Below are 13,098 nucleotides of genomic sequence, written 5' to 3' on the forward strand. Positions count from 1 at the left end.
ATGCTCACCCGAATCCAGTTCGCTCGCCGCTCGCCGATCGCTGCGATGGCATTCGTGATGCTGTCGGCGGTCGCCTGCGGAAACCTCGCCGACGAGCCGTCGGCAACGTCCGCGAACGTTGCCGACGTTCCTGCGGCAGGCGAGGAGTCACCGTCCATCCGGCTCGCCTTGCCCACAGAACCCTTGTGGCAGTGGCTGGGCGACTCAGGCGTCCTCGCAGACTGGGAGGCTCAGCACGGGTTCCGCATCGAAGCCTCCCACCCGTTCCGGCCGTTTACCGCGCTCATCAGCGGCCACGCCGACATCATCCTGGTCGACGCGCTCGACGTGCCGGTCTTCGCAAGCGGCCTCGAAAGCGCTCCGGTCATCATCGGCAAGTATGCGAGCGACCGCTCCATCGCTGCGGTGAAACGCACCAACCAGGCCACCGACTTGGCCGGAGTCGTGGAGGGCAGAATCGCGATAGAGAGCGAACTGGGCTCGACATTGCTGTGGTCGCTCATCGTCGACGAGATCCATGCGCTCGACTTCAGCTACGGCGGCGGCGACTTCGACTTCGTCAATGCGACCTCCGGCATCGCCGATGCTGTCGACCGAGGCGACGCCGAGGCCTGCCTCTGCTTGCCTGACGCAGGCGCCTCCAGCCTGAGCACAGGAATCTTGCGACCGCTGTACGACGGCAAGTCAGCATCGACGGTCTATGCAGAGCTCATCGGCCAGCCCGAGCGACCGCTGCTCGGAAGAGTGTTCCTCACCAGCCGGGAGTGGTACCAAGCCCACCCCGCCGAAGTCAGTGCATTCCTGGAGATGTGGGAAACGGCTGTGCGGAATTGGAATGCGAACTATGGCGCCTTCATCGTCGCTTATCCGCAGCTCCTGTCAGTGCAGTCCGACGAGGAGATCGCCTGGCTCACCGACTATGTCTTGCACAACAACTGGATCGCTTCGACGGTGTATCCCACCAGCGACGACGCTCTGAACTATGAAGACGCTGTGAAGAAGCTCCAAGCGAAGGAGCTGATCCCGCCGGATGCCTCGCCGCCTTCGGTGATCACCAGCGGCCCGACCCCCGAAGGAGGTTCCTGACCGTGTCCTTTGATGCCTCTGTGACGCCGGATGCTGTCGCCGAGTTGTCCGCGCGCGAATTGCGACGATCCGTCATGGGTCGCTGGGGGTTCCGCCTCGGCGTGGCCGTGGGGTGGCTGGCGTTCGTGGGCGTGTGGTACTTGGCTTCCGAGTTCGTTCTGGGCACCCAGCAGCTGCCGCCGCCGCACACCGTGGCCGACGAGGCGTGGCAGGTCCTGCGTGGCGGGGGCTTCGGCTCGACGTTGTGGGCGAGCCTCTCACGGGTGATCGGCGGCTGCGTCCTGGCGCTGGCCGCCAGCATCCTGCTGGGGACCGTGATCGCCTACAGCAGCTGGTGGCGAGGCCTGCTCGGCAGTCTCACACGGTTCTTCGTGAGCATCCCCACGGTCGCTTTGGCCATCTTGGCGCTCATTCTGTTCGGCGTCTCCGGACTCGGGCCGATGCTGACGGCAGCGCTCGTCGCCACGCCCTACGTCATGTCCAGCGTGGCGCAGGGGCTGACCGGGGTCGACCGCAGCCTCATCGTGATGAGCGAGTCGTTCGCCCGCACCCGGGCACAGATCATCACCAGTGTCCTCCTGCCGTCATCGATCCTTGCTGTCATCGGCGGCGCCCGTCAGGCATTCGCCTTGGCTTGGCGCATCACGCTGTTGACCGAGGTGTTCGCATCTTCAGACGGTGTGGGCTTCCAGATCAGGCGCAGCTTCGAGAGCTACGACGTCCGCGGCATGCTGGCTTGGACTGCTTTGTTCATCGGTCTCATGTTCGTTTTCGAGAACCTGATATTCCGGCAGATCGAGCGTCGGGCGTTCGGGGGCGCTCACGCCTCGGTGGCCAACGCGGAGCAGCGACGATGAGCTACACGACGGACTTCCCGGTTGCACCCAGCGGTCTTGGAGCACCTCGAGGCCATCAAGGTCCCGGCGAGCGGCCCACCCGGTGGACGCGCAAGACGTGGTTCATCAACCTGTTGGCGGCGGCGATCCTGCTGGGCATCTGGCAGTACTTGTCATCGATCAACGAGCGGGTGCCCAGCGTCGTCCTCGTCGGCGAGTTCTTGGGCACCGAGATCGCCGGCAATTCGCATGGAGGCACGAGCCGAGGAGAGTTCTGGTCGCCGCTGGGCATCAGCATGCAGCGCTACGGGATCGGCCTCGCCATCGGCATTCCCACCGGCGCGATCCTGGGCTTGCTGATCGGCGGATCTCGCCGGTTCCGGTCGGTGCTCAATGACACCGTGCTGGTGCTGCTGGCGCTGCCGTCGGTGGTATGGGCATTTGCTGCTTCTCTGTGGTTCGGGTTCGGCTCGACGGCGCCGATCGTGGCGGTCGTGCTGACAGCGGTTCCGTTCATGGCCTTCAACCTGAGCTCGGGCATCCGGGCGCTCGACCCCGGCTTGACGCTGATGTCAAACGCCTTCAACGTTCCCCGCGTCCGGCGCGCCTCGCATCTGCTGATCGGCGGCGCTTTGCCCAGCGCAGTGACCGGCATCCGGCTCGCATTCATGACGAGCTGGAACAGCCTGCTCATCGTCGAGTGGTTCGGCTCCTCTTCCGGAGTGGGATGGCGTGCCCGGTTCTGGTACGACGCACTGCGTTTCTCCGGCTTCGTGGCGTGGATTCTGCTGTTCGTCGTGCTCATCACGCTGTTGGACTGGCTCGTCTTGCGGCGGCTCGAGCGCAGATCGACTCGCTGGCAGCAGCAGCCAACGCTGACCTTCGCAGAGAGCGAGGGCACATGAGCGGTCGCCCACAGGCGATCCGCGACGGCGCCAACCGAGGAAGGACGACATGGCAACCATCCTGATCGAGAATCTCACCAAGGTGTATCCACCGACGCCGACATACCCACAGCAGGTGCAGGCGCTCGGCGGCGTCTCCATGTCAGTGACCGGAAACGTCTTCGTGGCCGTGCTGGGGCCATCAGGCAGCGGCAAGACCACACTGCTGAACATCGTCGCGGGCGTGGAGGAACCCACGGCGGGCGCGGTGCGAGTGGTCCAGGACGGCGTGCCGGCGCAAGTCGGCTATGTGTTCCAAGAGCCGCGACTGCTGCCGTGGCGCAGCGTGCTCAACAACATGCTGTATGTGCAGAACCGCAAGTCTGACCGGTCCAAGCGAGAAGCCGAGTTCTACCTGTCCATGGTGGGCCTCAGCGATGTGGCGCATCTCTACCCGGCGCAGCTGTCAGCCGGCATGCAGCAGCGAGTGGGCATCGCGCGGGCGTTCTTGGTGAACCCTGATGTGCTGCTCATGGACGAGCCCTTCAGCCACATGGACGCACTGACAGGCCGGTCGCTGCGCGACTACCTGCAGCGCATCTGGCTGCATACCCGCAAGACGGCGCTGTTCGTGACTCACGACGTAGGCGAAGCGGTGGAGCTCGCGGACCGCATCCTGATGCTGCGCCCGGGCGGTGTCGTGTTCGATGACATCCCCGTCAGCCTGCCGCGTCCGCGCCGCCCCGACGACCCGGCCGTGCGTGCTGTGGAATCGGAGGTACTGCGACGCTTCGACTCGATGGAGGCGGCGGTGCGGTTCGGGGACCAGCGCCGGTAGGGCGAACGCGCTCGGCGGGTGTTGCGAGTGCCGGGGGCGAGTCGTGCTGAAGCCTCGAACCGGGGACAGGCAGCAATGCCGTCCGGTCCGGCGTTGATCTCGGCGTTGCTGATGTCGGTCACGGTGTCGTGCATGTTCTCCGACGGCAGCGGTGCCGGCCAGCCCGCAGTCACCAGCCCGCAGTCACCAGCCGCAGTCGATCCGGACAGCCGCCATGTCGTGACGGTGATGCCCCCGCCTGTCAGTCACCTGCCGCCGCTGGATCCCGATGCCGATCCGCAGACCCCGCTCGGCGATCTGAGAGCCCGCTACCTGCCTGTCTGGACGCCGGATCTGGACTGGGCCTTCCCGCCTGAAGCCTGCGGCAGCGCATGGGAACTCGACGGGATCGCAGTTCCGCTCTCCGGCGTCGACCTGTCCCCCTACGGCGACCCGGCCGCCATGGCCGCCCTCGGAGTGATGCGCTATGAGTTCCTGGTGTCGCGCGCGCTGGCCGAGCCCACGCCGATTGCGCAGCTCTGCGTGGCCGTCGCAGCGGTCGGCCATGCCCGCTCCGCCGTGCTCGACGCGCTTGCCCTTGTGCTTGCAGACACGACCGCAGCCGCCGGGGATTCGGCTGCGGAGTACCCTTCGGAAGTGGCGCTCGTGGCAGCAAGCCCGTCGGAGGTGCTGGCGGTGGCCTGTGTCCCCCCGGCCGTCAGCATCCCGGCCGTCAGCGACGACCGGCCGGTGCCGAGCTCAGCCGCTGCGTCCCGGGCAGTCGTGCGGACCTACCTGCTTGCGATGACGCGCGGCGTGGAGGACGCCGTCGTGGACGTCTCCTACCGGGTGTCGCGCACCCACGAGCATGAAGGGGACGCCTGTTCGGGCATCGACGAGCGGATTGCCGCATGGGAGCGGAGCGTCGCGCAATGGTCGAGTGCGGGTCAGCCATGGGCGGCGCTGCGCAGACGACGGATCACCGCCGAGCAGCTCTGCCTGCAAGCCCACGACGGCGGGACAGCCGAATGCCCGCAGGACTGGCCCGCATGAGGCGCCGACGGTCGCTGATCGTGCGGTCCGCCGTCGGCGCCTTTCTGGCGATGGCGTCGCTGCTGATGCCCGTCGACCCGCCGCTGACGCCCGAGTCCCTGAGCGTCGGGTCCCAGCCGGCGCACGCTCAGGTGCTCCCGCCGTCCCATGTGGCAGGGACCGCGCTGAATTGCCCCGCCGGGATGAACGTGGCGTCGTGGAACGAGAGCGACTGCTACGCGGAGTTGGACGCCTGCCCGTATCGGCCGCTTCAGGACGACCCCGCGCATCCCAGCCACAGCACGCGGACCCGGATGGCACCCCACGATTCGTATGTGGACTTCTGCGTCGAGCACATCGTCGACGACGACGCCTACACCGTCGAGTCCAACGGGTCATGCCTGTTCGGAACCGAGGAATTGCTCGGCTGCACGCCGAGCACCGCCGACTTCGCAGAGTGCCCAAACAGCTTGTGGCTCAACCAGGCAGTAAACAACCATCTGTACTCCTCCTACCTCCGAGTCACGGCGATCGAGACCGTTGATGCCGCGCCCCCGTTCCCCGCCTACTGCCGGATCATCAAGGCCAAGCAGTGCACGGACGGCTCGCGGATCGACCGCGACCTGTGCCTCCAGGTCATGCGGCGTCTGTGGGAGTGCCCCGCCGGCGCGGTGCCCACGAATCGCTTCAACGTCTGCTACATGCCCGCCGGGACGCCCAGCGCCGGCACTCCCGACGACCCGCATCCCTGCGCCGACGGCGCACCGGCGTTCCCGCTGGGCGATTGCGGGACCTATGTCGGCGACGACTATTACCGCAACAACAGCAGTTCAGCCCCGGTTGCGCCGTGCCCGTCGAGCTACGTCACCGGCGGGGGCTACGCGATGACCGCATGGTCGGGATCGGGGATCGCGCTGGGGCACTGGTGCGAGTACAACGCAGCGCTGCTCGGCTTGGAATGTCACCAGACAGGCGCGGCATGCGACCCCGTCCCTGCGATCTGCCTGAAACGGGCCAGCGACAGCGGCGGATGCCGTTCGGTCATCGACACGATCGGCTGCCGCGAGCTGCAGGCTCAGTACAGCGAGAGCATCGTGGACGTCCAAACAGTGCTCGGGTCGGACTGTGAACCCTGCGTACTGATGCTCTTCGGATTGCAGCCAGAAGGGCAGTGCACGTCCGACGCCGTCAGCGAGGTGACCGTGAACCCCAGCCACCACGCGAATAGCTGCTATTGGAGGACGCTGCTCCAAGACCCAATCACGCTGCCATTAGCCGGCCGAGGCGCTGTAAACCTGCCACATCTATCATTCTGCTCCGGCTATTTTCCTTCCGTAGAAAACTGCGCCCCCATGACGGGCAATCTGTCATGGCGGTCGCTGTCCACCACCCGCTTGGCGAACGTCGGCACCGTCGTCGTCGTCAGGTTTCACAACATCACCACCGGGGTACTGTCCGGCTATATGCTGCACGCGAACGCTGCTTTGGGCACGGCGGCGACAATGGACGACATCCATCAACAGATAAGTGTCGATGAACTCCGCTACGTATACGCGGTAAACAGTATCGACCAGCTGTTCCCCGAAGCCAACAACCAGATTCATGTTCGGTGCCGAATCTTCAAGACACCCAGATTCTTCATCCAAGCACGGGAACTGTGGCCCGACAATGGTCCCGTCTATCAGGAATCCAACAGCGACTGCGTGGTGGTCATGCCAGCAGCGACCACGGACACTGACGCAGCACTCATCCAGCAGCACTTCGGCGGCACCGACGCACTCGGATGGTGGTGCGGTCTCACCGCCGCGGAACGCGTGGAGCGCACCGAGCAGCGCGGTCTTTCGCCGTGGAGCGGACTCACGACTGCCGATGAACGCGAGGAGCGCAACAAGGCGCTGACCGAGGTCGTCGACTGCCAGAGCGAGGACGACGAACCCGTCTGGTGCCCATGGCGACCGTCGCGTCCTGGCTACTACCTGCTGTACGGCCAAGGAGTCTGGAGAATTGCTGCTCAGTACAACCTTGACATCGCCGAGCTGGACGCGCCCGGGGACGCACCGCACAATTCCGCCGTGAGTTGGGGCTACAGCGAGACAGCGCCGGTAGGTGTCGAGGTGTACCAGACGCGTGTGTCCGCCCGCACCCCAGCAGGTTGAAGACCCTCCCGGCGAGCTGAACATGCTGGCCTGCAGTCCGGAGCGCAGTTCGGCAGCTTCTCGGGCGCCGACAGTAGCCTCACCGCGCAGCCCGTGAGCCACCGCTGACGGGTCCCGCAGTTGGGACGGGGACAGTCGGGCGAGGGGCGGCATGGACAGCGACGGCACCACCTCGGGCGATCCGGTTCAGCCCGGAACTGCCCAACCCGACAGCGAAGTCGCCGACCTGCTGGCGCGGATCGAGATGGCCGAGCCGTCGGAAGCACCGCTGCTGGCCCAGCTGCTGGCCCGATCGCCCAATCTGCAGCAGGCGGATGGCCCAGTGGCCCTGCGTGCGGCCCGGGCACTCAGCGTTCACGGCGGGCCCCAGATGCTCTCGATTGCCGGCGATCTGGCTGCTCGTGCGCACCGCTCAGGCCAGGCAGGCGCCGGGGTCGTCTTCGCCGAGTGCGCCGACAAGATGAGCCTGCTGAGCGGGCGTCCCCAGCAATTCGGCACTGTGGTCACCCAGCACCTGGGCGACCTCGTGCTGGCACCTGTGGACGGCTCCGTCGACGACGAGTCCCGCAATCGCATCGGCCTGCCGTCGTTGGCGCAACGACGTGCGGAGATCGATCGGCGCAACCGTGAGCTCAGCCGCGAACGGGCCGACACGCCCGGCCTGCCGCCGGGACAGCGCATGTGCCGGATCTGGCGAGACCCGTCGCCGGAGCTGCTCGCCTCGCGGCTCGAGGCCGACCCGGCCGGCTGCTGGGCCGACGGCGATGAGCTCACCTTCGTCTGCCAAAGCGACGCCGCCGGCGTGCTGCCCGGCCCGGTCATCGAGCTGCCGATGTGGCGCATCGACGAAGGCGACAGCGGCAGCCAAGACAGCGGCGGCGACCTGTGGGCGCTCAGCGTGCGCATCGAACGACTGCCAGAGGCAGTGATCGGCTACGGCTTCTGGCCGCTCGACGATGCGGGCAGCCTGCTCGGTGGCCAGCGCGGGCCAGTTCCCCACCGGTTCCGCGGCCCCGACGCTCCGCCCGAGCACCCCTCGCACCCCGACGGCGAGCTACGCGGCACGACCCAAGTGCACACCATCGACAGCACAGCGCTGCGCACCAAGCGCACGGTCACGGTGTACCTGCCTCCTCAGCACTCCCCCACAGAGCGGTTGCCGGTGCTGTATGCCACCGACGGCGGCATGATCGGCCCCTACATCCGGCGCCTCGACGCCGGCATCACCAATGGGACGGTGCCCCGCTTCGTGCTGGTGGCAGCTCATTCGGCGCCGATGGGCGGTTACGGCAACGAGCGGGCGATGGAGTACCTGCCGGGCTTCGACAACGACCGGTTCGACCGCCACCAGAGGTTCTTTGTCGAGGAACTGACGGCCTGGGCTGCGCAGACCTTCGGCGTCTCGGAAGACCGCAGCGACCGCGGGGTGTTCGGGGCCTCTGACGGCGGCGGCCATGCGCTCGCCGTCGGGCACATGCACCGCGACAAGTTCGGCCACGCCATCGCCTATTCCACCGGCATGCCGCCCAACGAGCAGATGAGCTGGAACGCCGCGGAGGCGCCGTTCGTGCACCTGTGTGCAGGCACGCTGGAAGGCGGCTTCCACCAGGCCACCGAGGCGTGGGCGGCTTGGCTGCATTTTGCAAAATCGCCCCACGAGTGGACCGAGCGGGTGTGCGGGCACGACCTCATCCAATGGATCGAAGAATTGCCCCGCGCTGTCGCACGCGCATGGAGCTGACGCCCCACGCCGGACGCACGCGCATGGAGCTGACGCCCCACGCCGGACGCACGCGCATGGGGCTGAGCGCAGATCCCGTGGCTGCGGGGACAGACAGCCTGCCGGCCGCGCCGAGGCAGGCATGAACATCGAGAACGGTCGCGTCAGAGCCGACGGGATCGGCATCGCCTACCGGCGCATCGTCCGCGCCTCACCGGATTCGGGCAGTGAAACACCAACCGTCCCGTCCGCGACTTGGACCATCTCCGGCGCAGCAACGCTGTTGCCGGATTGACTCATGCCTGATCGAAGCGGTAGGCCTCGGCCTGGGGCTTGAGCGGGCGCGAGAGCCACAACGGGCGCCGCAGCCCGCCAGGTCCCGGCGCCGGCCGGGTCATCTCCAGCCAGTCGGCGTACGCCTCCGCCGCACGCGCCGTGTCCACCACCACATCGCCATAGCGGTCGTCGGCCTCGGCCGGACTCACGCGTACGCGCTGATGCCAGCACTGCATGCCCGAGACCGGGTCGGGCTGCACTGAGAACGTCAGGTTCTGATGCACGCCTGTGTCGTTCCACCACACCCGTTCCGAGTCGGGATCACTTGACGAAAACGGCGTCATCGATCCGGTGCGCCGCAGCCGCCACGTTGTGCCGTCCCGATCGATCTCCGCTGGGCCGCCGGCCCAAGACCTCGGCCTCTCGCCGTTGCTGCCCGAAGCCGGCTGGCCGGTGCCCGCCGCAGGGTCGAGCCGCCAGCGGCCCATGTGGTGCGAAGCCGCCACCACGCCTGGGCGGATGCCCTCGGTGCGCCATGCCGAGATCACGAAATGGCCGATGCGGGTGGTGATCCGCACCAGCCCGCCGACGTCGATGCCGAGCGCCTCCGCGTCGGACGGATGGATCCACAGTGGGTGGCGATGGCTGATCTCGGCCAGCCACTTCGAGTTCGCCGACCTGGTGTGGATCAGCGTCGGGATCCGGAAGGTCGGCAACAGGATCCGCTCATCGCCGGCGAGGTCCAGTTCCTGCCAGTGCACATGGCTGGGTATCCAGCCGGGCGTTGCGTGCTCGGGCCAGCCCCAGTCGGCCAGCGTGGTCGAGTACAGCTCGAGCTTGCGAGACGGCGTCGGGAAGCCCTGCCGGGCAGTGCCGGCCACATGCACCCCGACCGAGCCGTCGCCCAGCGGGGGAAGCGGCGCTGCCGCAGCGCCGATGTCCCGCTGCGGCCGGTACACGCCGTCGTCGCCGAGGACTGCGCCCAGCAGCTGCGACTGTGCCACCTCGCGTTCGTGGTGGCCATAGTGGTCGCCCTCGATGCCGTACGCCCCCCGGTCACGCATGAACTCCAGCGGGGTCTGGCCGACCGCTGCGGCGTCATCTGCCAGTCCCGGGACCTCGTCGGCGAAGATCGCCCCGTAGTACTCATCGACGCTGATGGGCTGACCCGGCCGCGACGGGCTCTCGAACCACTCGCGGATGCCGAGGGATCCGTCGGGGTCGATCCGCCATGACAGGTCGACCCAGAACTCGTTCTCCTCCCAGACTTCCCCCGGGTTGAACTCGTGGGTCCGGCTGTGCGGACCGACGTCGCGCCCGCTGAGCTCCGCGTAGCGGCGCATGACCGGCTGGCGGAATCCCAGCCACTGGCCGGCGTGGGTCTCGAACGATGCCAAGTCGTGGCGCTCCGAGCCGACACCCATCGGCAGCACGTAGTCGGCGAACCACGCCGTTTCGGACCAGGTCGGGGTCAGCGCCACATGACAGCCGACGCGTTCTGGATCGGTCAGCGCCTCCAGCCAGCTGAAGCCGTCGGGGTTCGTCCACACCGGGTTGTAGACGCGGGTGAAGTAGGTGTCGAGGCGACCGCGGCCCTCCCGCAGGAAGTGCGGCAGCAGGATCGACATCTCGTGATGGCAGAGCGGGTATTCCGGCGGCCAGGAGAGCTCGTTCCAGTGGCCCACCGCAGGCGGTCGCAGCGGCGGCGGCGGCTTCATCTTGTGCCAGCCGGCACCGGTCGTGCCGCCGGGTGTGCCCACCGAGCCGGTGAGCACGTTGAGGAAGAACAGGCAGCGCGCCGTCTGCCAGCCGCCGAGGTTGCCCGCCCCGGCCGCCCGCCAGTTGTGCGATGCGAATCGGCCCTGTGCGCCGCCGATCAATGCCGCTATCTCACGCAGCTCATCGGGATCCAGCCCGCACAGCTCGGCTGCCCGCTCAGGGGTGTAGTCGGCATAGGCGTCGAGCAGTGCCCGCTCGACAGACTCGAAGACGGGCGCCAAGTCGGGACGCGTCCGTGACAGGTACGTCTGCCAATTCGTCCAGCGGTGCACGAAGGCGCGGTCCCAGGTTCCGGTTTCGATCAGCAGGTGTGCGAGGCAGAGCAGCAGCACCGGCTCGGTCCCCGGCCAAGCCGGCAGCCAATGGTCTGCCTTGGCCCCCGTGTTGGAGAGCCGCGGATCCACGCAGATGACCTTGGCGCCACGCTGCTGCCCCTCGATGATGCGCTGCGCGTGGGGATTGAAGTAATGCCCCGCCTCGAGGTGGCTCGAGATCAGAAAGATCACCTCGGCGTTGGCGAAATCTGACGAGGGCCGATCGTGGCCCATCCAGCTCGCGTATCCCACGCGTGCGTTCGATGAGCAGACGTTGGTGTGGCTGTTGTGCCCGTCGACGCCCCACGCCGCCAGCACACGCTCGGTGTAACCGTCCTCGCCCGGACGCCCGACGTGATACATGATCTCGTCTCGGCGGCCCTCGATGATCGCAGTCCGGATGCGCTCGGCGATCTCGCTCAGCGCCTCGTCCCAGCCGATTCGTTCCCAGCCGCCGCCGCCTCGCTCGCCGGTACGGCGCAGCGGGTGCAGGATCCGCTCGGTGTCGTGTACCTGATTGATGGTGGCCGGGCCCTTCGCGCAGTTGCGACCGCGCGAGGCGGGGTGAACGGGGTTCCCCTCGAAGCGCACCACCTCGTCGGTGTCCCGGTCGATGTAGGCGACCAGCCCGCAGGCTGCTTCGCAGTTGAAACACGTCGTGGGCACCAACGTGTAGTTGCGCTCGACGCGTTCTGGCCACGAGGCAGCATCGAGCTCGGTCCAGTGGTGCCATTCGCTGTGCGGGACAGCAGAGCCGAGGCGCATCGCTGCGTCCGCGACGTCCGTGGCATCCGGGGCGTGATGCTGATCGGTCATGACAGCTCGCTCATGAGAGGGGCACCGCCTGTGCTTCACGCAGGAATGCTCGGTCGTGACGCCACAGCCACACCAGGACCGCCAGCGCGGCCACCGGCGTCCACGAGAAGACGGCGGCATCGGCACGCATCGCCACGAACGCCGCCCAGACGGCGCCGCCGCCCAGGACCGACTCTCCGACCAGCCGTCCGACGAGCGCGAGCACCGGGCGATCCGCCCACAGCACCCGGCCACGGCACTGGCGCAGCAGCAGCGCGGTGTATGCGGCCGTTGCCACCGAGAACAGCGTCGTCGGGCCGATCAGCACGGCAAACCACGTCGAGCCGCCCCACAGCCCGCCGATGCCCCACAGCGTCACCAGCAACCCGTCGGCCATGATCACCCACGCGCCCGCCGTGATCCAGCTGCGGAGTCGCCCCTTGGTGAACAGGTACCAGAAGCGCTCAGGACGCTTCAGGTCGGCGATCAGCAGCACACCGGTGACCGCCAGCGCAACGAGCGCGATGGCGGCAGGGCCCGTGGCCACTGCGGTGCGGTCGTCCCAGCCCAGCAGCGCCGCGGCCATCGCCCACAGCATCACGCCGGCCGCCACGCCCTTGGTGACGAAATAGGCGGAGACTTTGGCGCCCCACGGCTCGGCGTGCGCCACGGTGTAGGCAGTGCGGGTGCCCGCAGTGCCGCTCTGGCTGCCCCCTTGGGGCCACGCGGCGCTGCCGGTCCAGTCCGACCAGATCAGCCCGTCGGGCGCGACTGGCCGAGCCAGAGGGTCGAGCGCTTCGGGCGCCGTGCCCGCGTAATGCACCTTCGGCAGCGTGCGTCGCTCAGGCGCGCGCACGGGCAGGGCCTCGCTCTGGATCCGCTGAGCGACGGGGTCGTTCGGGTCGTCATGGTCGACCACGGTGATAGCGCGGGTCGGGCAGACCGACACGCACGAGGGTTCCAGCCCGACCTCCAGCTTGTGCTGGCAGAAGTTGCACTTGTGCGCCGTGTTGGTGCGCGGCGAGATGTAGAGCGCGTCGTAGGGGCAGGCATTCATGCAGCCCTTGCAGCCGATGCAGCGCGAGTCGTCGAAGTCGACGACTCCGTTCGACGCCCTGAACAGCGCCCCGGTCGGGCAGATCGAGATGCACGGTGCGTCGTCGCAGTGATTGCAGCGCATGACTGCGAAGTGCCGCTGCGTGTCGGGGAACTCGCCCGTCTCGACGTAGTTCACCCATGTGCGGTTGACGCCCAAGGGCACGTCGTGCTCGCTCTTGCAGGCGACCGTGCATGCGTGACAGCCGATGCACGCGCCGCTGTCCAGCAGGAACCCGAGGCGCGTCATGCACACAGGATCGCACAGCGGGCGGCCGCGGCAGCGCACCGAACGTGTCTTTCGCGCC

10 protein-coding genes are annotated in these 13,098 nt (G+C 67.6%); 8 read left to right on the forward strand and 2 right to left on the reverse strand.

Annotated elements, in window-relative coordinates; all coding sequences use genetic code 11:
* From ACOGXQ_RS09085 to ACOGXQ_RS09120, 8 genes are all read left to right on the forward strand, one after another.
* Positions 1–1,086, forward strand: a complete 1,086-nt coding sequence (locus ACOGXQ_RS09085; RefSeq protein WP_419947086.1) for a hypothetical protein — start codon at positions 1–3, stop codon at positions 1,084–1,086.
* A gap of 2 nt (positions 1,087–1,088) precedes the next feature.
* A complete protein-coding gene (locus ACOGXQ_RS09090) occupies positions 1,089–1,943 on the forward strand; it encodes an ABC transporter permease (RefSeq protein ID WP_419947087.1) in 855 nt (284 codons plus the stop codon).
* The gene (locus tag ACOGXQ_RS09095) at positions 1,940–2,827 is read left to right on the forward strand and encodes an ABC transporter permease (RefSeq protein ID WP_419947088.1); all 888 of its coding nucleotides are present in this window, start codon (positions 1,940–1,942) and stop codon (positions 2,825–2,827) included. The genes ACOGXQ_RS09090 and ACOGXQ_RS09095 overlap by 4 nt, the downstream gene beginning before the upstream one ends.
* A 49-nt stretch (positions 2,828–2,876) precedes the next feature.
* On the forward strand, positions 2,877–3,644 hold the full coding sequence (locus ACOGXQ_RS09100; RefSeq protein WP_419947089.1) for an ABC transporter ATP-binding protein: 768 nt from the start codon (positions 2,877–2,879) through the stop codon (positions 3,642–3,644).
* Between the two features lie 75 nt (positions 3,645–3,719).
* The gene (locus ACOGXQ_RS09105; protein WP_419947090.1) at positions 3,720–4,676 is read left to right on the forward strand and encodes a hypothetical protein; all 957 of its coding nucleotides are present in this window, start codon (positions 3,720–3,722) and stop codon (positions 4,674–4,676) included.
* Entirely contained in the window at positions 4,673–6,811 is a 2,139-nt protein-coding gene (locus ACOGXQ_RS09110; RefSeq protein WP_419947091.1) for a hypothetical protein, read from the forward strand. The genes ACOGXQ_RS09105 and ACOGXQ_RS09110 overlap by 4 nt, the downstream gene beginning before the upstream one ends.
* Before the next feature lie 151 nt (positions 6,812–6,962).
* A complete protein-coding gene (locus ACOGXQ_RS09115; RefSeq protein ID WP_419947092.1) occupies positions 6,963–8,552 on the forward strand; it encodes an alpha/beta hydrolase in 1,590 nt (529 codons plus the stop codon).
* Between the two features lie 121 nt (positions 8,553–8,673).
* Entirely contained in the window at positions 8,674–8,826 is a 153-nt protein-coding gene (locus tag ACOGXQ_RS09120) for a hypothetical protein (RefSeq protein ID WP_419947093.1), read from the forward strand.
* Position 8,827: 1 nt separating this feature from the next.
* Here ACOGXQ_RS09120 and ACOGXQ_RS09125 read toward each other — a convergent pair whose 3' ends face one another.
* Together ACOGXQ_RS09125 and ACOGXQ_RS09130 are read right to left on the reverse strand one after the other, a co-directional pair.
* Entirely contained in the window at positions 8,828–11,716 is a 2,889-nt protein-coding gene (locus tag ACOGXQ_RS09125) for a molybdopterin-dependent oxidoreductase (RefSeq protein ID WP_419947094.1), read from the reverse strand.
* A gap of 10 nt (positions 11,717–11,726) precedes the next feature.
* Entirely contained in the window at positions 11,727–13,040 is a 1,314-nt protein-coding gene (locus ACOGXQ_RS09130) for a 4Fe-4S dicluster domain-containing protein (protein ID WP_419947095.1), read from the reverse strand.
* Between the last annotated feature and the right edge of the window lie 58 nt (positions 13,041–13,098).

It is taken from the genome of Candidatus Poriferisodalis sp., assembly GCF_965208485.1.
GTDB lineage: Bacteria > Actinomycetota > Acidimicrobiia > Acidimicrobiales > Poriferisodalaceae > Poriferisodalis.

Excerpts from the sequence above, each read along its gene's own strand:
- ACOGXQ_RS09085 (WP_419947086.1), top strand. The coding sequence starts at position 1 with ATGCTCACCCGAATCCAGTTCGCTCGCCGCTCGCCGATCGCTGCGATG.
- ACOGXQ_RS09095 (WP_419947088.1), top strand. The coding sequence starts at position 1,940 with ATGAGCTACACGACGGACTTCCCGGTTGCACCCAGCGGTCTTGGAGCA.
- ACOGXQ_RS09100 (WP_419947089.1), top strand. The coding sequence starts at position 2,877 with ATGGCAACCATCCTGATCGAGAATCTCACCAAGGTGTATCCACCGACG.
- ACOGXQ_RS09105 (WP_419947090.1), top strand. The coding sequence starts at position 3,720 with ATGCCGTCCGGTCCGGCGTTGATCTCGGCGTTGCTGATGTCGGTCACG.
- ACOGXQ_RS09110 (WP_419947091.1), top strand. The coding sequence starts at position 4,673 with ATGAGGCGCCGACGGTCGCTGATCGTGCGGTCCGCCGTCGGCGCCTTT.
- ACOGXQ_RS09115 (WP_419947092.1), top strand. The coding sequence starts at position 6,963 with ATGGACAGCGACGGCACCACCTCGGGCGATCCGGTTCAGCCCGGAACT.
- ACOGXQ_RS09120 (WP_419947093.1), top strand. The coding sequence starts at position 8,674 with ATGAACATCGAGAACGGTCGCGTCAGAGCCGACGGGATCGGCATCGCC.
- ACOGXQ_RS09125 (WP_419947094.1), bottom strand. The coding sequence starts at position 11,716 with ATGACCGATCAGCATCACGCCCCGGATGCCACGGACGTCGCGGACGCA.
- ACOGXQ_RS09130 (WP_419947095.1), bottom strand. The coding sequence starts at position 13,040 with ATGACGCGCCTCGGGTTCCTGCTGGACAGCGGCGCGTGCATCGGCTGT.